Here is a 19,971-nt window from a genome sequence, read left to right as displayed (position 1 = left end):
TTTTCGAATACGGACGTCAGAACGCTTCAAGCGCGATCGCATACAGGCAGACCATAGCAACAGACTTCTGGCTGCCATAAGGACGGTAATGAAACGAATTTTGATATTGATCGCCATACTCGCAGTTGCAGGCTGCGCGGCGACATCGGAAACCCAGGTAAAACGCGGTAAGAAGGGGCTGCACATCAACTGTTCAGGGCTATCGTCCTCCTGGGACAAGTGCTACACCCACGCCGCCAACGCCTGTGCCCCCAAGGGCTATAAAGTCATTGCCAAATCGGGGGATGGCGTCGAAGAGCCTGGCGATTATCCTTTCGGCCTCAACCCTGCCGGCTACACCAGCCGCAGCATGATCGTCATCTGCAAATAACTCATTGCGGTCTGGCGATCTGCCGAGCGATTTCCTCCTGACTGGACTTCAGCACTGTGTGCTGAATGTCCGGTGTGGCCAGCATACGCGCCACCACCAACGCCCCGACACATTGCGACAGCACTGACCACGCCAGGCTGTCGCTCTCCAATATTTTCGCCCAACTCTCCTGCAACCGGCAGATCCACAGCTCTGCCTGCTCACGCACTTGAATATCAGAACGGGCGATCTCCGCACCCAGCGATGGCAAGGCACAGCCGGACTCAGGCTGCTCGACATGGGCCATGCTCAAGTAATGTTTAAGACACCGCTGCAGTCGCTCGTGATCCTGAGTGCCATGCCCGCCCAACCGTTCCAAGCTCTGGCCCAATTCGCGCTCGACGATAGCGGTAAACAACGCATCCTTCGACGCGAAGTGACTGTAGAACGCCGCACCACTCAAGCCGATAGCCTTCATCAAACCATCGACGCCTACCGTAGAAAACCCCGAACGCTTTGCCGACAGCGAACTGCTCTGCAGCAGCTTTTCCCGGGTTTCCAGTTTGTGACTGGCGGAGTAACGCATGTGTTTGCCCTCGAAATTGACCGCCTTGACGTTGTCGGAATCCTAGCATAACGTTCGTTCACTTAACGATCGTTTAGCAAAGGGATCTACCCATGAATAACAAAAAGGTCGTGTTGGTTGTCGGAGCGGGCGATGCCACGGGGGGCGCGATTGCCAAGCGCTTTGCCAAAGAAGGATTCGTTGCCTGCGTCACAAGACGCAGTGCCGACAAATTGCAGCCGCTGGTAGACGCGATTCAGGCAGACGGCGGCGAAGCACACGGTTTCGCCTGCGATGCGCGCAAGGAAGAAGACGTGATCGCGCTGATCGAAGACATCGAAACCCGCGTTGGCCCGATCGAAGCGTTCGTCTTCAACATCGGCGCCAACGTGCCGTGCAGCATCCTCGAAGAAACCGCCCGCAAATATTTCAAGATCTGGGAGATGGCCTGCTTCTCGGGTTTCCTCAATGCACGCGAAGTGGCCAAGCGCATGGTCACGCGCAATCGCGGCACGATCCTGTTCACTGGCGCTACCGCCGGGTTACGCGGAGCTTCAGGGTTTGCCGCATTCGCCGGCGCCAAACACGGTATCCGCGCACTGGCACAAAGCATGGCAAGGGAATTGGGGCCGATGAACATCCATGTCGCCCATGTGGTGGTCGACGGTGCGATCGATACCGACTTCATTCGCAACAGTTTCCCGGAGAAATACGCCACCAAGGATCAGGATGGCATTCTCAACCCCGAGCACATCGCCGAAAACTATTGGTACCTGCACAGTCAGCCGCGCGATGCCTGGACATTCGAGCTGGATCTGCGTCCATGGAATGAACGCTGGTAAACCCGCCGCCCATAACGATAATGAGAGTGCAGCAACCATGACGAAAACCGTGGAGTTCTATTTCGACCTCGGCAGCCCTGCCACGTACCTGGCCTACAGCCAATTGCCAAAAATCTGCGCAGAGACTGGCAGCGAACTGATCTATATCCCGATGCTGCTCGGCGGCGTGTTCAAGGCGACCGGCAACGCCTCCCCCGCGATGATCCCGGCCAAGGGTCGCTATATGTTTCAAGATCTGGATCGCTATGCAAAACGCTACGGCGTGCCGCTGAAATTCAACCCGCACTTCCCAATCAACACGTTGATGCTGATGCGCGCCGTCACGGGCATCCAACTGCGTCAGCCTGAACGCTTCCAAGCGTTTATCGATTGTCTGTTTACGGCGCTTTGGGTCGATGGCCGCAGCATGGACGAACCGCAAACCGTCGCAGCGGTATTGAGTAAACACGGTTTCGATCCGCAGGAAGTACTGGCGCTGACCAACGACGAATCCGTCAAAGCTGTGTTGAAAGAGAATACCGAGACTGCGGTTAAACGCGGCGTGTTTGGCGCACCGAGCATGTTCGTCGGCAACCAGTTGTTCTTTGGTCAGGATCGACTCGACTTCGTCGAAGAGGCATTGCGCCAGATCTAGTTCGAAGCCATCACTCGGGCGCTGGCGACAGCGCCCGAGCGTCAATCGTTTAGATGGCAGCAGTACGCGTGTTCAACCACTCCAGCGCAGCACCTTCCAGCAACGGGCTCAAACGCTCACGCACTTCAGCGTGATAGGCGTTGAACCACTGTTTCTCTTCCTGAGTCAGCAGCGCCGGCACCAGGCAGCGAGTGTCGATCGGGCACAGGGTCAAGGTTTCAAACTTGAGGAATTCGCCGAATTCGCTGCTGCCCGCCTCGCGATTCATCGCCAGGTTCTCGATGCGCACCCCCCAACGACCCGGACGATAGGTACCCGGCTCGATCGAGGTGATCATGCCCGGCAACATCGCGGTTTGCGGTGCTGGCGCGGCTTGGTAGGCAATCACCTGCGGGCCTTCGTGAACGTTGAGGAAATAGCCAACGCCATGACCGGTGCCGTGACCGTAATCGACACTCTCAGCCCAGATCGGCGCGCGGGCGATGGCGTCGAGCAGCGGCGACAGAATGCCTTTCGGGAACTGCGCTCGCGACAGTGCAATCACGCCTTTGAGCACGCGCGTGCAATCGCGTTTCTGCTCTTCGGTTGGTGTACCGACCGGCACCATTCGCGTGATGTCAGTGGTACCGCCGAGGTACTGACCACCCGAGTCGATCAGCAGCAGACCATCACCCTCGATCACCGCGTGCTCTTCTTCGGTGGCGTGATAGTGCGGCATCGCGCCATTGGCGTTGAACGCGGCAATGGTGTTGAAACTCAGCGAGACATAATCCGGACGACGTTCACGGGCAGCGGTGAGTTTCTCGTCGATGGTCAGCTCGGTAATCCGCTCACGACCCCAGGCCGACTCCAGCCAGGCGAAGAATTCGCACAGCGCCGCGCCGTCCTGCTCCATCGCTTGGCGGATGTGCTGAGCATCGGCTTCACTTTTCTGCGACTTGGCCAGCGTTGTCGGGTTAAGACCTTCGACCAGCGTCACGCCGCTGTCGAGGTTTTCCAGCAGTCCGCTGGTGACCCGCGCCGGATCCACCAGCACACTCGAACCACTCGGCACGGCGCGCAAGGCTTCAGCGACTTCACTGTAGTCACGCAGGGTGACGCCATCGGCTTCCAGCACGGCGCGCAAATCCGCATCAACCTTGCTCAGCGCCACGAACAACGTGGCTTGCTGTTGACTGATCAACGCAAAGGACACAAACACCGGGTTGAACGACACGTCGCCGCCGCGCAGGTTGAACAGCCAGGCGATGTCGTCGAGGGTGGCGATGAAGTGCCAATCAGCGCCACGTGTCTGCAAGGTTTCGCGCAGCTTGGCGAGTTTTTCGCCACGGCTGACGGTCGCCTGTGGTGGCAGATGCTGATAGATCGCTGCATTCGGTAGCGTCGGGCGATCGCTCCAGACTTCCTGCAACAAATCGATGTCGGTACGCAAACGCGCGCCACGCGCTTCGAGTTTGCTGCTCAACGTGCGCGCCGAGGCCACAGCCATTACTGCGCCATCGACGGCGACCACGCCACCTTCCGGCGTTTGCTCAGCCAGCCAGTCCAGCGGACTCGGTTGACCCGGCTGCAACTTGACCAGTTCGATGCCGCTGCCGTTGAGTTCTTTGGTTGCCTGTTCCCAGTAACGGCTGTCGGCCCAGACACCGGCGAAATCGTTGGTGACAATCAAAGTGCCCACCGAACCGTGGAAACCCGACAGCCACTGCCGGCCCTGCCAGTAACCCGGCAGATATTCCGACAGATGCGGGTCGGCAGACGGCACCAAGAGTGCGTGAATGCCTTCGCGACGCATCAGCTCGCGGGTGTGCGCCAGGCGCTGGGGCACCGATCCTTCGGTCAAGGTCTGGGTACTCATCATGTCTCCTGCTAATCACTTCATCGTTATTGTTCGTAGCCGTTAGGTCGGCTGGTTTACAGCCCTGTCGCCCAGAATGCCGGAGCACTGGCGCAGGCGGTCTTGATCAGTTCGCAAGCCTTGTCGATATCGTCGGCGGTGGTGAAACGGCCGAGGCTCAGGCGAATGGTGCGCCCGGCCAGGTGCGCATCATGCCCCAGCGCTAACAGCACGTGAGACGGTGCGTTACTGGCGGAGTTACACGCTGAGGTCGCGGAAAACGCGATCGAATGGCTCAGCGCGGCGCTGTTGAATTCGCCTTCGCTGAACGTCAGGCTCAAGGTGTGCGGAATGCGCTGACTGGCGCTGCCATTGAGGCGTACGCCGGGCAGGCTCAGCAATTGTTCGAGCAGACGTTCGCGCAACGCGACAATCGTGCTTTTTTCGTCATCAAACGCGGCAGCCGCCAGCGCAAACGCCGAGCCCATTCCGGCGATCTGATGAGTTGCCAGCGTCCCGGAACGCAAGCCACCTTCGTGGCCGCCACCGTGAATTTGTGCCTGCAGCTTTTGCTGTGCCCGTGGGCCGACATATAACGCGCCGATGCCTTTGGGGCCATAGAGTTTGTGCGCCGAAAACGACATCAGGTCGACCGGCCACTGCGCCAGATCGATCGCCACTTTGCCGGCCCCCTGCGCCGCATCAACGTGAAACAGCGCTTCACGGTTGCGCACGATTTCGCCAATCGCTTGCACGTCGTTGACGGTGCCCAACTCATTGTTGACCAGCATCAGCGACACCAGAAAGGTGTCCTCGCGCAGCGCTTCACTGACCGCCTGCGGCGTGATCAGGCCATCGGCGTCCGGCACCAGATAGGTCACGGCGATGCCGGCGTCCTGTAATTGGCGGGCGGTATCGAGAATGGCTTTGTGTTCGATCTGACTGGTGATGATGTGGCCGCCGGACACGCCGCGCGCCTGTGCCACGCCTTTGAGGGCGAGGTTGTTGGACTCGGTGGCGCCGGACGTCCAGACAATCTGTTCGGCTTGGGCGCCCACCAGTTCGGCGACTTGCCGGCGCGCCTGCTCGACCGTGTGCCGGGCCTGCTGGCCGAAGGCGTGGGAGCTGGAAGCCGGGTTACCGAAGTTACCGTGAAACCCCAGACATTCGATCATCACCTGGATGACCCGCTCGTCCACCGGGGTGGTGGCGGCGTAATCGAAATACAACGGACGTGTGTTCATAAAAGACTCGCAGAGCGTGTTCCGGGATCAGGAGGCTCGTGTCTGCAAACGGCACCGCGCAGCCTTGTGAGCTGCGCGTCAGTTCGAGAGCGTCATCAATACCTGATCGGATGCCGTTAAAGAAGAACAACTTCATTTAAAAGTGCGTAGGAACGCTCCTGAAGCGAGCTTAACAGGCATCGGGCCGCGGGTTGAAGGCTATGCGTCAGTGAAAGCTTTCGAGAAGTAACGGGTACAGCGAAATCACCAGCAGCGCGGCCATGCCCCAGTTGAACACGCGCAACCAGCGCGGATCTTTCAACACATTGCGCAACAGCGTGCCGCAGGCAGCCCAGACGCCGACACTCGGCAGGTTGATGATGGCGAAAACGGCCGCGATCACCACGACATTGGTGAAATAACCCTGCATCGGCGTGTAGGTGCTGATTGCGCCGATGGCCATGATCCACGCCTTTGGATTGACCCACTGAAACGCCGCAGCGCCGAGATAACTGATCGGTTTGGCCTCGCCCTGAACGTTGTCGCCCACCGGCCCCGAGTGAGCGATTTTCCACGCCAGATACAGCAGATACGCCGCGCCGACGTAGCGCAGGATCGTATAAAGAATGGGATAGGTTTGAAACACCGCGCCGAGCCCAAAACCGACCGCCACCACCAACACGAAAAATCCGCAGGTAATACCCAGCATGTGTGGAATGGTGCGGTTAAAGCCGAAGTTCACGCCCGATGCCAGCAACATGGCGTTGTTCGGCCCCGGCGTAATCGAGGTGACAAGGGCAAACAGGGCAAAGCCCAGCAGCAGATCAAGCGAGAGGGTCATGGTGGGCAATCCGTCAGGGTCATTCAGGTGTTGACCCTATCTCACGCCACCGCGCAAACCCACGGACAGTTGAGTAAAACTTCCAGCAGTACAGTTTGTTATCAGCTAGGGCGACCGTGCAGCTGTACAGCTCGCTCGGCGCTCATCTCACCTTGTTTATCGAAGCCGAAAGTCTTCTGTGGCTGGCCGAGCAGTTGGGCTTTTTTCGCGTGATATTCGTCGAAGGACAAACCACTGCGGTTCAGTGCTTCCATCGCCAGTTCGCGGGATTCTTCTGCGCTGTAAGGCCGCAATTCTGGCGAAACGTGACCGGCACAACCGGCGAGTACAGAGACAGCGAGCAGCAGCGAAACAGTCAGTAGATGATTCATGGGAGCGTCCTGGCGAGCAGTGGTAGGCGATGGACAAAGGCTACGCCCGGGCTCGCTCGCGCAGAAATCAACGCTCTCAATAGTGGCTATCAGGATTTTCGCAGAGCCTCTGACATATTCGTTAACGATCTATAAATATCGATTAAAGGTCTTTTGCGGAATAACAACTAGCCTTTATAACTTCTCCCCATTGGCGCTTCAGTGTTGCTCCAGCAACTGTTGCCCAGGCAACAGCGGTTCAACAAAGCCACCTGAAATTCGTACAAACGGCCGCTAGCAAAACACTCAAAGCCCCGCCACACCGGGCCTCCAGGAATTGGTACAGCGTTTGCTCAAGCCCAGTGACTTAGCCACTGCTCGCTGAGCAACTGTTGAAAACAAGGAATTGATCATGTCGCGTCCTCTGAAAGTCGTCGCCCTCTCCGGCGGAACCTGGCGTCCCTCGCGTACGTTGGTGCTGACCCAGGCCTTGCTGGCCGAACTCGCCGGGCATTTGCCGATCGACAGCCATCTGATCGAACTCGGTGACATTGCCCGTCCGCTCGGCGGTGCCCTCTCGCGTCAGGAGCTGAGCGCCGAAGTCGAGGCCGAGCTGCAAGCCATCGAACAAGCGGATTTGCTGATTGTTGCAGCGCCGGTTTATCGCGGTTCTTACCCGGGGCTGCTCAAGCATTTGTTCGACCTGATCGACCTCAATGCGCTGATCGATACCCCGGTGCTGCTCGCTGCCACCGGTGGCAGCGAACGCCATGCGCTGGTGCTTGATCACCAATTGCGCCCGCTGTTCAGTTTCTTCCAGGCCGTGACCTTGCCGATTGGTGTGTACGCCACCGAAGCCGATTTCGCCGACTACCAGATCACCAGCGAACCGCTGAAAGCGCGCATCCGTCTGGCCGCCGAACGCGCTGCGCCGCTGTTCGCCACGCAAATCAAACCGTTGCTAAAGATCGCTTAAGGAGCTGTTCATGGATGTTTTCTGGTTCCTGCCGACCCACGGCGACGGCCACTATCTGGGCACCACCCAAGGTGCGCGCCCGGTCACGCTCAACTATTTGAAACAAGTCGCGCAAGCCGCTGACAGCCTCGGTTATCACGGTGTGTTGATCCCGACCGGGCGTTCCTGCGAGGACTCGTGGGTGATCGCCTCGGCACTGGTGCCGTTGACCGAACGCCTGCGTTACCTGGTGGCGATTCGACCGGGGATCATCTCGCCGACCGTATCGGCACGGATGGCGGCGACGCTGGATCGATTGTCCAACGGCCGCTTGTTGATCAACGTGGTGACCGGCGGCGACCCGGATGAAAACCGTGGCGACGGCAGCTTCCTCAGCCACAGTGAACGCTATGAAGTGACTGATGAATTCCTGAAAATCTGGCGCCGCGTGCTGCAAGGCGAATCGGTGGATTTCGAGGGCAAGCACCTGAAAGTGCAGAACGCCAAAGCGCTCTACCCGCCTGTGCAGAAACCTTACCCGCCGCTGTACTTCGGCGGCTCCTCCGATGCGGCGCATGATCTGGCCGCCGAGCAGGTTGATGTCTACCTGACCTGGGGCGAACCTCCGGCGGCGGTCGCAGAAAAAATCGCTGATGTGCGCGAACGCGCGGCGCGCCACGGTCGCACGGTGAAGTTCGGTATTCGTCTGCACGTGATCGTCCGCGAAACCGCCGAAGAGGCATGGAAAGCTGCGGACAAGCTGATCGAGCACATCAGCGACGAGACGATAGAAGCGGCGCAGAAATCCTTTTCGCGCTTTGACTCCGAAGGCCAGCGGCGCATGGCGGCGTTGCACGATGGCCGTCGCGACAACCTGGAAATCGCCCCGAACCTGTGGGCCGGTGTCGGTCTGGTGCGCGGCGGCGCGGGGACGGCGCTGGTTGGCGATCCGCAACAAGTGGCAGCGCGGATCAAGGAGTACGCGGATCTGGGCATCGAAAGCTTCATCTTCTCCGGTTATCCGCATCTGGAAGAGGCTTACCGCTTTGCCGAGCTGGTGTTCCCGCTGCTGCCCGAGCCGTACGCGAGCCTGGCCGGACGTGGCGTGACCAACCTGACCGGGCCGTTTGGCGAAATGATTGCCAATGATGTGCTGCCCACTAAAGCCACGGCATAAACAAATCCCCTGTAGGAGCTGCCGCAGGCTGCGATCTTTTGACTTTGATTTTCTAAAAAACCGGATCAAAAGATCGCAGCCTGCGGCAGCTCCTACACGGGAAGATTGAATTCAGGAGTGTTGGTGTGACCGCCAAACCGCAAAGTACCCTGTTATCCCCGCTGCAAACCGCCCGCCAACTGGCCGCCGAGTTTGCCCTCACCGCCGTCGAACGCGACGAGCGCGGTGGCACGCCGAAAGCCGAGCGCGATGCTCTGCGCGACAGCGGCCTGCTGGCCCTGAGCATTCCCACCCGCTACGGCGGCCTCGGCGCGACGTGGAGTGAAACCCTGCAGATCGTCCGCGAGTTCGCCAAGGTCGACAGCTCGATTGCCCACGTCTTCGGCTTTCATCATCTGATGCTCGCCACCGTGCGCCTGTTCTCGCGACCGGAACAATGGCAGCCGTGGTTCGAACAGACCGCGCGGCAGAACTGGTTTTGGGGCAACGCGCTGAACCCGCTCGACACCCGCACCGTGGTCAAAAACCTCGGTGGCTGGCGTGAGTTTTCCGGGAAGAAAAGCTTCTGCTCCGGCGCCAGCGATTCGCAGATGTTGATTGCCTCGGCAGTCGATGAAAGCGCGGGCGGCAAGTTGCTGATCGCGGCGATTCCCAGCGGCCGCAGCGGCATCACTTTGCACAACGACTGGAACAATATCGGCCAGCGTCAGACCGACAGCGGCAGCGCGACATTTGAACGGGTGCGTGTCGAAGAGTCGGAGCTGCTGCTTGATCCGGGCCCGCTGAGCACGCCGTTCGCTTGCTTGCGACCACTGATCGCGCAGCTGACTTTCACGCATATGTTTCTCGGGATTGCCGAAGGTGCGTTCGAAGAAGCGCGGCAGTACACCCTCAAGGAAACACGGCTCTGGCACAAATCCTCGGCGCGCGAAGTCAGTGAAGACCCGTATGTGCTCGCGCATTTCGGCGAGTTCTGGGTGGCCCTCGAAGGCATTCGTTTATTGGTCGAACGCGCGGCGGCGTTGCTGGATGAAGCGTGGGCGAAAGGCGCAAACCTCAGCGCCGAAGAACGCGGGCATGTCGCCACGGCGATTGCCACCGCCAAAGTCGCGGCCAGCCGTCAGGGTCTGGAGATTTGCAGCCGTCTGTTCGAAGTCACCGGCGCGCGCTCGACCCACGCCTCGCTGCGTCTCGATCGGCACTGGCGCAACTTGCGCACGCAAACCCTGCACGACCCGCTGGATTACAAACTCCATGAACTGGGCGACTGGGCGCTGAACCAGTCGCTGCCGGTGCCGACTTTCTATTCCTGACCTGTCTGCATTTGAACTAAAAAGAAGGACGAGCCCATGCAACTGCTGACCTTACCGCCCTCACCCGCGCTGGCCACGTCGATCCGTGCCACCGCGCAGGTGTTCGAAGATCCGAAGTCCCAAGCCCTGCTCGCGCATTTGCAACAGGTTGCACCGAGCGAGGCCAGCGTGCTGATCATCGGCGAGACCGGTACCGGCAAGGAGTTGGTGGCGCGGCATATTCATAACCTGAGCAACCGTCGCCATCGGCCGTTTATCGCGGTCAATTGCGGCGCGTTTTCCGAGTCGCTGGTCGAGGCCGAATTGTTTGGTCATGAAAAAGGCGCGTTCACCGGCGCCTTGAGCGCCAAGGCTGGCTGGTTCGAAGAGGCGGACGGCGGCACCTTGTTTCTCGACGAGATCGGCGATCTGCCGATGGCGATTCAGGTCAAGTTGTTGCGCGTGTTGCAGGAGCGCGAAGTGGTGCGGCTCGGTTCGCGTAAAAGCATTCCGATCGATGTGCGGGTTTTGGCCGCGACCAACGTGCAACTGGAAAAAGCCATCAATGCCGGCAATTTCCGTGAGGATCTGTATTACCGCCTCAACGTGGTCAATCTGGAACTCAGTCCGTTGCGTGATCGCCCCGGCGACATCCTGCCGCTGACCCGGCATTTCATTGAGGCCTACAGCCAGCGTCTCGGTTACGGGCGAGTCAGCATCAGCCCCGGCGCCGAGCACAAACTGCGCGGTTACAGTTGGCCGGGCAACATCCGCGAACTGGAAAACGTCATCCATCACACCTTGTTGATCTGCCGTAACGGCGTGATCGAACGTGATGATTTGCGCCTGTCCAATCTGCGCATCGAGCGCCCGGACGATCATCACAACAGCGCCGACGACTCACCGGAAGCATTGCTGGAGCAGGCCTTTCAAAAACTCTTCGCGCAACAGGCCGGCGCCCTCCACGAAAAAGTCGAAGACGCGTTGCTGCGCGCGGCTTACCGCTTCTGCCACTACAACCAAGTGCACACCGCCGCCCTGCTCGGCCTGAGCCGCAACGTCACGCGCACACGGTTGATCAACATCGGCGAACTGGCAGTGAACAAGCGCCGGGCACCCGCCAATCTGCACGGCGAACGCCTGCTTCAACTGTCGATCTAGCCGACCAGATTGCAGTGCAGCGCATCGTCGTGACTGCGGGCGATGCTGCTGAGCACCTGAAAGGAATTGAAGGTGATGGTTTTCGCTTGATGCGTGTGGATCAACTGCCAGAAGTCCTGCTCGCCGCTCTCGAAACTGCGAAACGCCGCCTCCCCCGCTTCGCGGGTCTGCCATTGCAGAAAACTCAATACGCGCCGGCCATCGTCGCTGGCCTGCACGCTGGCACTGACAAATCCCGCGTAGCGCTGGGCCAGACGTTCAGTCTGTACCGACAGCGCATTGACCAATGCCGGCTGCTGACGTGGTTCGATTTCGAATTCGATCAACTGGGTGAAACTGCGATTTTTCGCTGCTGCTTGCATGAAAGTCCCCACTTGGCTGTAAGGCGAATCTTGCGACTCGAAGGCCTGCAGGGTAAAACCTCTAGTTAAGTCAAGGTCAAGAGCTGTTTTCCAATGATCAGCAAAGAACATGTGCACAAGCAGCTAACGGTTGGCGAAGTCGCGGCGCGCAGTGGCGTGGCGGTGACGGCGCTGCACTTCTATGAATCGAAGGGACTGATCAAGAGCCAGCGTAATGCCGGCAATCAGCGGCGCTATCCGCGTGAGGTGCTGCGGCGGGTGGCATTGATCAAGGTTGCGCAACGGCTGGGGATTCCGTTGGCGGAAATTGGCGAAGCGCTGAAGATTTTGCCGGATGACCGTGCGCCGACGGCGGCGGATTGGCGGGTGTTGTCCGAGCAGTGGCGGCGGGAACTGGATGAACGGATCGAGCAGTTGATGCTGCTGCGGGATCGGTTGAATGGCTGTATTGGCTGTGGCTGCCTTTCAATGGAAGCCTGCCCGCTGCGCAATCAGGGCGATGTGTTGGGTGAACAAGGGCCTGGGCCGCACTTCCCCAAGGATTGACTGAAACCCCCTGTGGCAAGGGTTGGGTGTACCCCCCCAGATTAGGTGCTGCTCGTCGGGCAAAAGTCTGGTGTGCGCGGACAGTTCTATAGTGATCCTTCACCTCGCAAAACAACAATCAGGGAGAAGGTCATGAGCGTCAAACCCATTCCCGAGGGGTATCACAGCATCACCCCCTACCTCGGCATTCACAAAGCCGCCGAGGCCATCGAGTTCTACAAAAAAGCGTTTGGTGCCACCGAAGTCATGCGCCTGTCCATGCCCGACGGCGGCATTGGCCACGCCGAACTGCGCATCGGTGACAGCGCGATCATGCTCGGTTCGCCGTGTGATCAGGGGCCGTTGAGCAGTCCGGATCAAGCGGTGTCGGTTGGTTTGCATCTGTATGTAACGGATGTCGACAAGTCATTTCAGCGAGCGCTGGATGCCGGGGCGACATCGGTGTCGGAGGTCAAGGATCAGTTTTACGGTGATCGCAGCGGGACGTTGAAGGATCCGTATGGGCATCTGTGGTTTCTGGCCTCGCGCAAGGAGGATTTGACTGAGGAGCAGATCAGGCAAAGAGCGATGGAGATGTTTAGCCAGGGTTAGGTTTTGCAGTGTTTGCATAGGCGCTATCGCGAGCAGGCTCACTCCTACAGGGGGACTGCATTCCAATTGTAGGAGTGAGCCTGCTCGCGATGGGGCCGGTACTGACAAACAAATCACACTTCATGAACCCGCCCATCACGCTTTGCGCCTTGCCCCAAACCCCGGACGCTTTCAGGATGCAGGCCACAAGAACCCTGAAACAAGGATCAGCCCGATGTTTGCCGGATTTCTCAAAGACCAGCGCCACGTCAACGGCGTCGACATTGCCTACCGCGTCGGCGGCAGCGGGCCGGGCCTGTTGCTGTTGCACGGCCATCCGCAGACCCATGTGATCTGGCACAAGATTGCCGAACAACTGGCCGAACATTTCACCGTGGTCGCCGCCGACCTGCGCGGTTACGGCGACAGCAGTCGCCCCGACGCTGACGAGTTGCACCTCAGCTACTCGAAACGCGAAATGGCCCGCGACAACGTCGACTTAATGCAAGCGCTGGGCTTCGAGCAATTCTCGATCCTCGCCCACGACCGTGGCGCGCGCGTCGCTCATCGCCTCGCCCTCGACCACCCCGCCGCCGTGCAACGCATGATGCTGCTGGACATCGCCCCGACCCTGGCGATGTACACCCAAACCAACGAAGCCTTCGCCCGCGCCTACTGGCACTGGTTCTTCCTGATTCGCCCGGCGCCGCTGCCGGAAACGCTGATCGAAGCCAACCCGGAAGGTTATCTGCGCAGCGTGATGGGCAGTCGCAGCGCCGGCCTCAAACCGTTCACCGACGAAGCCTTCAGCGAATACCGCCGCTGCCTGCAACAACCCGGCAGCGCACGCGGCATCTGCGAAGATTACCGCGCCAGCGCCGGCATCGATCTGGAACACGACCGCGCCGACATCGCCGCCCATCATCATTTGGGTTTGCCGCTGCGGGTGCTGTGGGGCGCCGAAGGCACCGTCGGCCGCTGTTTCGATCCGCTCAAGGAATGGCAGCAAGTGGCGACGAACGTCACCGGCCAGGCCCTGCCCGCCGGCCATTACATCGCCGAAGAAGTCCCCGGACTGTTGCTTGCAGAAGCGCTGGCCTTTCTGCGCTGAACAGAGCTTGTAAATCGCGGTGCTATGCTGGCGGCTTCTGCCGCCAGCGTGCGTTTTGACATGTCCCAGAAGAAAGACTCCGTGCCCCTGCCCGAAGACCTGCGTGTGCTGCTCACCGTGATCCGCAAAAACGGCTTTGCCGCCGCGGCCGATGAGTTGGGCCTGTCGCCCGCCTATGTCAGCAAACGCATCCAGATTCTCGAAACCACCCTTGGCACACGCCTGCTGCATCGCACCAGTCGGCGCGTCTCGCTGACCGAGGATGGCGAGCGTGTGCAGCGCTGGGCGTTGCGCATTCTTGATGACTTCCAGCAACTGCACGACGAACTTTCCGACGCCCACGACAGACCGCGTGGGCGTTTGCACATCTGCAGCAGTTTCGGTTTCGGTCGCAATCACGTGGCGCCAGCGGTGTCGTTGCTGGCCGAGCGCTACCCGGAACTGCAGATTCGTCTCGACCTGTTTGATCGGGTGGTGGACATCATCAACGAAGGTTTCGACCTGGAAATCCGCGTCGGCGATGACATTCCCGGGCAGCACATCGGTCGACGTCTGGTGAGCAATCGACGCGTGCTGTGCGCGGCGCCGAACTATCTGCAACGACGTGGCACGCCGCTGACGCTGGAGGACTTGCAGCAGCATGACTGCCTGGTGATCAAGGAACGCGACAACGCTTTCGGCATCTGGAATCTGGATCGCGAGGGCGGGCAGGAAAGTGTGCGGGTCAGCGGGCCGTTGTCGTCGAACAATGGCGAGATCGTTCTGCAATGGGCGCTGGATGGGCGTGGGGTGTTGCTGCGTTCATTGTGGGATGTGAAACCGTTGCTGGAGCAAGGGTTGCTGGTGCAGGTGCTGGAGGATTACGGGCAGAGCGCGAATGTCTGGGCGGTGTACCCGACGCGATTGGCGAATTCTGGGAAGTTGAGGGCGTGTGTGGAATTCTTGCAGGAACACTTCAAAGAGTTGTCTGTTTAGAAGATCAAAAGATCGCAGCCTGCGGCAGCTCCTACAGGGCAATGTGTTCCATGTAGGAGCTGCCGCAGGCTGCGATCTTTTTGGTCAGGACAACCAGGGATTACTGGCCAGGTGCTGGCGTTCGAACTCGTGGATCTGTTCGCGGCGTTGCAAGGTGCTGCCAATCGCATCCAGCCCCAGCAACAGCGAGGTTTTGCGCAGGGTATCGATCTGGAAATCGATCACACTGCCATCCGCCAAACCAATCTGCTGCTCGTCCAGATCAATGCTGATCCGCGCCGTTTCAGCCTGACCAACAAGCTGGCCGATCCGCTGCACCTGCGCCTCTTCCAGGGTGATCAACAACACCCCGTTACGCTGGCAGTTGTCATAAAAGATTCCGGCGAAACTGCTGCCGATCAACGCGCGAACGCCCAACTGCTGTAACCCCCACACCGCGTGCTCACGACTGGAACCGCAGCCAAAATTCGGCCCGACCACCAAAAAACTCGCGCCCTGCCATGCCGCTTGATTGAGCACGAAATCAGGATTGGGCCTGCCATCCGGCAAAAATCGCAGATCGAAAAACACCCCGCGATCCAGTCCTTGGCGATCGATGCCCTTGAGAAACTGTTTCGGCATGATTACGTCGGTGTCGACGTTGGCCGCCAGAAACGGCGCGGCCTGACCGCTGACCTGAGTGAAGGGTTGCATGCTCATGGGCGTTCTCCAAAGTGGCGGATGTCGGTGAGTCGACCGTTGATCGCAGCAGCGGCGACCATCGCCGGACTCATCAAATGCGTGCGTGCGCCGGCGCCCTGGCGGCCTTCGAAATTGCGGTTGGTGCTGGAGGCGCAGCGGTCGCCGGGGGCGAGCACGTCGTCGTTCATCGCCAGGCACATCGAGCAGCCGGACTGACGCCATTCAAAACCGGCGTCGAGAAAAATCTGCGCCAGCCCTTCCGCTTCGGCTTGCGCACGCACTTCGCTGGAGCCGGGCACGATCATCGCGCGTACGTGCTCGGAGACGCGTTGCCCGCGCACGACGCTGGCGGCATCCCGCAAATCTTCGATCCGCGCGTTGGTGCATGAACCGATGAAAGCGTGGCTGATGACGATGTCGCTGAGCGCCATGCCCGCTTCGAGGCCCATATAGTTGAGGGCGCGGCGCATGTCCTGACGCAGGATCGGATCGCTGATCGTTTGCGGATCCGGCACCCGTGCGCCGATGACTGCGGCCTGGTCCGGGCTGGTGCCCCAAGTGACCATCGGCTCCAGCCCACTGGCGTCGAGGTGTATTTCGCGATCGAACACCGCGTAGGGATCGCTGCGCAATTCGCGCCATTTTTCCACGCCGCGATCCCACAGCTCACCTTGGGGCGCGCGCGGTTTGCCTTTCAAGTAGCTGAAGACTTTCTCGTCCGGCGCCATAAAGGCCCCGCGCGCACCGGCCTCGACGGCCATGTTGCAAATGGTCATGCGCGCTTCGACGCTCAAGGCATCGATGGTCGAACCGCAGAATTCGATGGCGTAACCGGTGGCCCCGGACGCGCCGATCTGGCCAATCAGCGCCATGATCACATCCTTCGAGGTCAGGCCCGGCGCCAACTCGCCATCCACCGTCACGCGCAGGCTTTTCAGGCGTTTGTAGACCAGTGTCTGCGAGGCCAGCAGGTGCTCGATCTCGGAGGTGCCGATGCCGAATCCGAACGCGCCAAGTGCGCCATAAGTCGTGGTGTGGCTGTCGCCGGCTGCGATGACCATGCCCGGCAGGATGAAGCCTTGTTCGGGCGCGATTACGTGTTCGATGCCTTGGCGCTTGTCGAGGATGTCCAGCAGTTCGATGCCGAAGTCCCGGCAGTTCTCCGCCAGATACGACACTTGCCGCGCACCGCCGGCATCGGGCATCGCGGCGATGCGCACAGGCGTGGTCGGGTTGACGTGATCGACCACCGCCAGCGCCGTGCCCGGCCGCCACACTTCGCGCCCAGCCGCGCGCAAGCCACTGAACGCTTGCGGGCTGGTGTATTCGTTGATCACCTGACGGTCGATATACAGCAGCACATGCCCCTGATCGTCGAGACGGCAGACCGTGTGGGAATCGATGTGTTTGTCGTAAAGGGTTCTGGGGCTCATCAGGGCATTCACTCAAGCAATCCAAGTGATTCCCATCATAGGCAGGCGCTGCCCCCCATCAATTGCCAGACAGTGATGGCGCAGATCATGAATCGTGTTCAATCCCCCCGCCCTACGCTTTTGTAGGAGTGAGCCTGCTCGCGATAGCGATATAACAGCCAATAAATTAATCGACTGACGCGACGCCATCGCGAGCAGGCTCACTCCTACAAGGGGCCGTGATAATTCGGCGAATTGCGAAACATTTGCTTTCATATCGCTTTTCGGGATTTGCGTCGCTCATTCGTCTTATAGAGATGCAGGCCGTTCGCGTAGGCAAAAGCCACGACCGGTCGTTCGGGGACTGCTGTGCTGCGAAGCCCGTGGTACCGCGCCCTTCCATCGAAATCAAGACGCGCAATCATGTCGAAGAAATCCCGCTCCAAACTGTGGTTCCTCGTTCATAGCTGGCTGGCGTTACCGATCTGGTTCTTTGTGCTGATCGTCTGTGTCACCGGCACGCTGGCGGTGGTCAGCCAGGAAATCGTCTGGCTGGCCAACCCGCAAATGCGCGCCAGCCAACCGACCGACGACGCACCGCTGCTCAGCTACGACCAGGTACTCGCGGCGATCAAAAAAGCCGAACCACGCACCGTGGTCGAGAGCATCAGCCGCCCGGATGAGTCGCATTTTGCCCTGGACGTGCAGGTCAGCTACCCGGACGGCCGCGAGCAGACCGTTTACGTCAACCCGTATACCGGGGTGATTCAGGGAGTCGCGCCCGACTTCAACTTCCAGGCCTTTACCCGCGCCCTGCATGGCTGGTGGCTGGTGCCGTTCACCAACGGTTTCAGTTGGGGCTGGTACCTGGTGTCGTTCCTCGGTCTGCCGTTGCTGGCTTCGCTGGTCACCGGGCTGGTGGTTTATAAACGCTTCTGGAAAGGATTCTTTAGTCCGACCCTGCGCTTTCGCCACGGCGCGCGAATTTTCTGGGGCGATTTCCACCGCCTCAGTGGCATCTGGTCGATCTGGTTTATCGCCGTGATCTCGATCACCGGCACCTGGTTTCTGATTCAGGCGCTGCTGTTCGACAACCACATTTCCATCTCCAGCGAACCGATCATTCCGGCGATGTCCCGTGAAGCGGTGCCGATCTCGGCCGACGGCAACCCGCCGCCGCGCATCAGTCTGGATCGCGCCATTGAAATCGCCCAAGAGAAAATCCCCGGCCTCGAAGTCAGCTTCGTCAGCCTGCCGGCCAACGCCTATACCCACCTCAACGTCGGCGGTCGCGGCTGGTATCCGTTGATGTTCCAGACCGCGACGCTCGATCCTTACAGCGGTGAGTTGGCCACTTCACGTTTGTTGAGCGACCGCACGTCGCTGGAGTTCGTCACCGAATCCATGCGCCCGCTGCACACCGGCGACTTCGGCGGGTTGTGGATCAAGTTGATCTGGTTCTTCTTCGGCCTGCTGCTGAGCATGATGGTGCTCAGCGGTTTGCTGATCTGGACCAAACGCACCGCGCTGGCCACGGCCAATGCACTCAAGCGTGAATCGAAGAAAAACCGCGTGCAGGCGCAACCGGCGATGCGCCGGGAAACGTCGGAGGTCAACCCATGAGCAAGTCCGCAGCTTTGCCGCAACCGTCGCGCTTGAGCGTGTTCTGGCACAAATGGCGTTTCCATATCAACGTGCTGTTGCTGCTGATCCCGCTGGGTTTCATGCCGAAATACTTCGCCGATGTCGCGCTGTTTCGCGGCGATGCCGGCCTCGGTGAACGCGAAGTCGGCGAAATCGCAGTCGGCCCGTGGAGCCTGCGCCTCGCCGAATTGCGCAACGAGGCGCCACGTCTGGAAGGCCCGGCCGGCTACATGAAAGGCTTCAACGCCGCGCTTTGTGATGCTTGCATCGACAAAGTCAAAGCCACTTATCTGCGCATCGGCAAACCGCGCAGCCTGCGCGCCGCCGGGGTGATTTTCTTCGGCGCGCCGTACCGCATGGGCGCGCAGTTGCCGGTGCCGGAGAAAACCAAAGCCGACGCCGAACTGTGGATCACCATGGAAGGCTGGGACGGCAGCATGCATCAGGCCTCGATTCCCCTGAGCCAGGCCTCCCCCGCCACCATTGCCTGGCTGACTCAACAAGGAGCCAAACCATGACCCGCTCGCAACGCCCTTCCCGCCTGCGGCTGAGCGCCGCGTTGCTGGTGCTCTGCGCCGGTTTCACTGGCAGCGCTCTGGCGCATAACCCGATGTGCGAATGCAAAGCCATCGACGCCGACCAGATCAAATGCACCGGCGGTTTTTCCGACGGCAGCGGCGCCCCCGGCGTGACCCTCGACGTGATCGGTTACGACGAAACGATTCTGGTGCCGGGCAAGCTTGGCAGCGATTCAACGCTGACCTTCAAAAAACCCGGCGCCGAATTCTACGTGCTGTTCGACGCGGGTCCCGGCCACGTCGTCGAAATCGACCAAGCGGATATTGAGGCCCCATGAGTACGCCCACCACGCAAGTCGTCCGCCCGGCCGGTGCCGGCCATGAAACCCTCAATGTGCTGCTGTTGTGCCTGCTGATTCTCGCGGTCGCCGGTTCGGTGGTGGCGTGGCGCGGGGTGTCGCATGAGCCGGAGCCGGTCGCCAGCCATCAGTTCGATGCGCGCCGCGATCTCAGTGCTTCGGAGCAAGGCATCTATGCCGATCTGCGGGTGACCCTCGACGAAATCCGTCTGCTGCGCGAAGAACAGCAAACCTTGCCGACCCCAAAAAATCTGGCTGACGAAGGTTTCGCGCCGTTTGCTCAGGATGCGAGTTCGGTCAGTCGCGGCGGTCATGCCTGGCAATTGCTGGCCGACACTGCCTATTTCGGCCACAGCCAGGCACCCGCCGTCGCCGGTTCGTTCGTGATGCTGTTGAGCGCCGATCACAGCGCTGCACCGGACATCTGGCTCAACCGCGATGCCGATCTCAAAGTGCCGACCGAACTGACCGACGCCGCCCTGTCCGCGTCGGGCTGGAAACAGATCGTCGCGCAATACGATGCCGGGGTTACCCGCGAACATCGCCATTGATTCCTCGCCCTCACCC

Annotated in this window: 23 protein-coding genes; 15 read left to right on the top strand and 8 right to left on the bottom strand. The window is 60.1% G+C overall.

What is annotated here, in order from left to right; translation table 11 throughout:
- Positions 1-88: 88 nt before the first annotated feature.
- Positions 89-370, top strand: coding sequence for a hypothetical protein (locus tag ACP3TY_RS06640; protein WP_053122157.1), 282 nt, complete (start codon positions 89-91; stop codon positions 368-370).
- A 1-nt stretch (position 371) separates the two neighbouring features.
- On the opposite strand, the gene ACP3TY_RS06635 is transcribed toward ACP3TY_RS06640, so the two are convergent.
- Positions 372-935: a TetR/AcrR family transcriptional regulator gene (locus tag ACP3TY_RS06635; RefSeq protein ID WP_426619540.1), complete on the bottom strand. Its 564-nt coding sequence runs from the start codon at positions 933-935 to the stop codon at positions 372-374.
- Positions 936-1,027: 92 nt separating this feature from the next.
- Between ACP3TY_RS06635 and ACP3TY_RS06630 the strand changes: the two genes are divergently transcribed.
- Positions 1,028-1,756, top strand: a complete 729-nt coding sequence (locus tag ACP3TY_RS06630) for an SDR family oxidoreductase (protein ID WP_212543656.1) — start codon at positions 1,028-1,030, stop codon at positions 1,754-1,756.
- A 37-nt stretch (positions 1,757-1,793) separates the two neighbouring features.
- Entirely contained in the window at positions 1,794-2,390 is a 597-nt protein-coding gene (locus ACP3TY_RS06625; RefSeq protein ID WP_401241697.1) for a 2-hydroxychromene-2-carboxylate isomerase, read from the top strand.
- A gap of 49 nt (positions 2,391-2,439) precedes the next feature.
- Here the strand turns inward: ACP3TY_RS06625 and ACP3TY_RS06620 are convergent, their stop codons facing one another.
- The 4 genes from ACP3TY_RS06620 to ACP3TY_RS06605 all read right to left on the bottom strand — a co-directional run bounded on the left by ACP3TY_RS06620 (position 2,440) and on the right by ACP3TY_RS06605 (position 6,662).
- Positions 2,440-4,248 (bottom strand): aminopeptidase P family protein, encoded by a 1,809-nt coding sequence (locus tag ACP3TY_RS06620; RefSeq protein WP_426619539.1) that lies wholly within the window; start codon positions 4,246-4,248, stop codon positions 2,440-2,442.
- 56 nt (positions 4,249-4,304) lie between these two features.
- Positions 4,305-5,471: an aminotransferase class V-fold PLP-dependent enzyme gene (locus tag ACP3TY_RS06615; protein WP_212543659.1), complete on the bottom strand. Its 1,167-nt coding sequence runs from the start codon at positions 5,469-5,471 to the stop codon at positions 4,305-4,307.
- A 205-nt stretch (positions 5,472-5,676) separates the two neighbouring features.
- On the bottom strand, positions 5,677-6,291 hold the full coding sequence (locus tag ACP3TY_RS06610) for a LysE family translocator (protein ID WP_426619538.1): 615 nt from the start codon (positions 6,289-6,291) through the stop codon (positions 5,677-5,679).
- Between the two features lie 101 nt (positions 6,292-6,392).
- Entirely contained in the window at positions 6,393-6,662 is a 270-nt protein-coding gene (locus ACP3TY_RS06605) for a hypothetical protein (RefSeq protein ID WP_053122171.1), read from the bottom strand.
- A gap of 391 nt (positions 6,663-7,053) precedes the next feature.
- Between ACP3TY_RS06605 and msuE the strand changes: the two genes are divergently transcribed.
- From msuE to ACP3TY_RS06585, 4 genes are all read left to right on the top strand, one after another.
- Entirely contained in the window at positions 7,054-7,617 is a 564-nt protein-coding gene (gene msuE / locus ACP3TY_RS06600; RefSeq protein ID WP_053122173.1) for an FMN reductase, read from the top strand.
- A 10-nt stretch (positions 7,618-7,627) separates the two neighbouring features.
- The gene (gene ssuD / locus ACP3TY_RS06595; RefSeq protein ID WP_053122175.1) at positions 7,628-8,773 is read left to right on the top strand and encodes an FMNH2-dependent alkanesulfonate monooxygenase; all 1,146 of its coding nucleotides are present in this window, start codon (positions 7,628-7,630) and stop codon (positions 8,771-8,773) included.
- Positions 8,774-8,898: 125 nt separating this feature from the next.
- Positions 8,899-10,086 carry an acyl-CoA dehydrogenase family protein gene (locus ACP3TY_RS06590; protein ID WP_400648400.1) on the top strand — a complete coding sequence of 396 codons (1,188 nt, stop codon included), beginning with the start codon at positions 8,899-8,901 and terminating at the stop codon, positions 10,084-10,086.
- A gap of 36 nt (positions 10,087-10,122) precedes the next feature.
- On the top strand, positions 10,123-11,226 hold the full coding sequence (locus ACP3TY_RS06585; RefSeq protein WP_426619537.1) for a sigma-54 interaction domain-containing protein: 1,104 nt from the start codon (positions 10,123-10,125) through the stop codon (positions 11,224-11,226).
- On the opposite strand, the gene ACP3TY_RS06580 is transcribed toward ACP3TY_RS06585, so the two are convergent.
- Entirely contained in the window at positions 11,223-11,588 is a 366-nt protein-coding gene (locus ACP3TY_RS06580; RefSeq protein WP_400648397.1) for an antibiotic biosynthesis monooxygenase, read from the bottom strand. The two genes, ACP3TY_RS06585 and ACP3TY_RS06580, sit on opposite strands and share 4 nt — an antisense overlap.
- A gap of 93 nt (positions 11,589-11,681) precedes the next feature.
- Between ACP3TY_RS06580 and soxR the strand changes: the two genes are divergently transcribed.
- From soxR to ttdR, 4 genes are all read left to right on the top strand, one after another.
- Positions 11,682-12,134, top strand: a complete 453-nt coding sequence (gene soxR, locus ACP3TY_RS06575; RefSeq protein WP_400648394.1) for a redox-sensitive transcriptional activator SoxR — start codon at positions 11,682-11,684, stop codon at positions 12,132-12,134.
- A gap of 132 nt (positions 12,135-12,266) precedes the next feature.
- Positions 12,267-12,725: a VOC family protein gene (locus tag ACP3TY_RS06570; protein WP_426619536.1), complete on the top strand. Its 459-nt coding sequence runs from the start codon at positions 12,267-12,269 to the stop codon at positions 12,723-12,725.
- A gap of 214 nt (positions 12,726-12,939) precedes the next feature.
- Positions 12,940-13,815, top strand: a complete 876-nt coding sequence (locus ACP3TY_RS06565) for an alpha/beta fold hydrolase (protein ID WP_426619535.1) — start codon at positions 12,940-12,942, stop codon at positions 13,813-13,815.
- Between the two features lie 24 nt (positions 13,816-13,839).
- Entirely contained in the window at positions 13,840-14,790 is a 951-nt protein-coding gene (gene ttdR / locus ACP3TY_RS06560; RefSeq protein ID WP_426619534.1) for an L-tartrate utilization transcriptional activator TtdR, read from the top strand.
- A gap of 84 nt (positions 14,791-14,874) precedes the next feature.
- Here the strand turns inward: ttdR and leuD are convergent, their stop codons facing one another.
- Positions 14,875-15,489: a 3-isopropylmalate dehydratase small subunit gene (leuD, locus tag ACP3TY_RS06555; RefSeq protein ID WP_426619533.1), complete on the bottom strand. Its 615-nt coding sequence runs from the start codon at positions 15,487-15,489 to the stop codon at positions 14,875-14,877.
- Positions 15,486-16,904 (bottom strand): 3-isopropylmalate dehydratase large subunit, encoded by a 1,419-nt coding sequence (leuC, locus tag ACP3TY_RS06550; protein ID WP_426619532.1) that lies wholly within the window; start codon positions 16,902-16,904, stop codon positions 15,486-15,488. The genes leuD and leuC overlap by 4 nt, the downstream gene beginning before the upstream one ends.
- A gap of 402 nt (positions 16,905-17,306) precedes the next feature.
- Between leuC and ACP3TY_RS06545 the strand changes: the two genes are divergently transcribed.
- From ACP3TY_RS06545 to ACP3TY_RS06530, 4 genes are read left to right on the top strand one after another with little or no spacing between them, the layout of a single operon-like run.
- On the top strand, positions 17,307-18,506 hold the full coding sequence (locus ACP3TY_RS06545) for a PepSY-associated TM helix domain-containing protein (protein WP_426619531.1): 1,200 nt from the start codon (positions 17,307-17,309) through the stop codon (positions 18,504-18,506).
- Complete coding sequence (locus ACP3TY_RS06540) at positions 18,503-19,045, top strand: hypothetical protein (protein WP_053122195.1); 543 nt, start codon at positions 18,503-18,505, stop codon at positions 19,043-19,045. The genes ACP3TY_RS06545 and ACP3TY_RS06540 overlap by 4 nt, the downstream gene beginning before the upstream one ends.
- A complete protein-coding gene (locus tag ACP3TY_RS06535) occupies positions 19,042-19,383 on the top strand; it encodes a hypothetical protein (RefSeq protein WP_053122197.1) in 342 nt (113 codons plus the stop codon). The genes ACP3TY_RS06540 and ACP3TY_RS06535 overlap by 4 nt, the downstream gene beginning before the upstream one ends.
- On the top strand, positions 19,380-19,955 hold the full coding sequence (locus ACP3TY_RS06530; RefSeq protein WP_053122198.1) for a DUF6162 family protein: 576 nt from the start codon (positions 19,380-19,382) through the stop codon (positions 19,953-19,955). Before ACP3TY_RS06535 ends, ACP3TY_RS06530 begins: the two co-directional genes overlap by 4 nt.
- The last annotated feature ends 16 nt before the right edge of the window (positions 19,956-19,971 follow it).

This window comes from Pseudomonas rustica (genome assembly GCF_049959085.1).
In the GTDB taxonomy this organism is placed as follows: Bacteria; Pseudomonadota; Gammaproteobacteria; order Pseudomonadales; family Pseudomonadaceae; genus Aquipseudomonas; species Aquipseudomonas rustica.
Note: the sequence above shows the minus strand (reverse complement) of the source record. Positions and strands in the feature narration are given on the sequence as shown.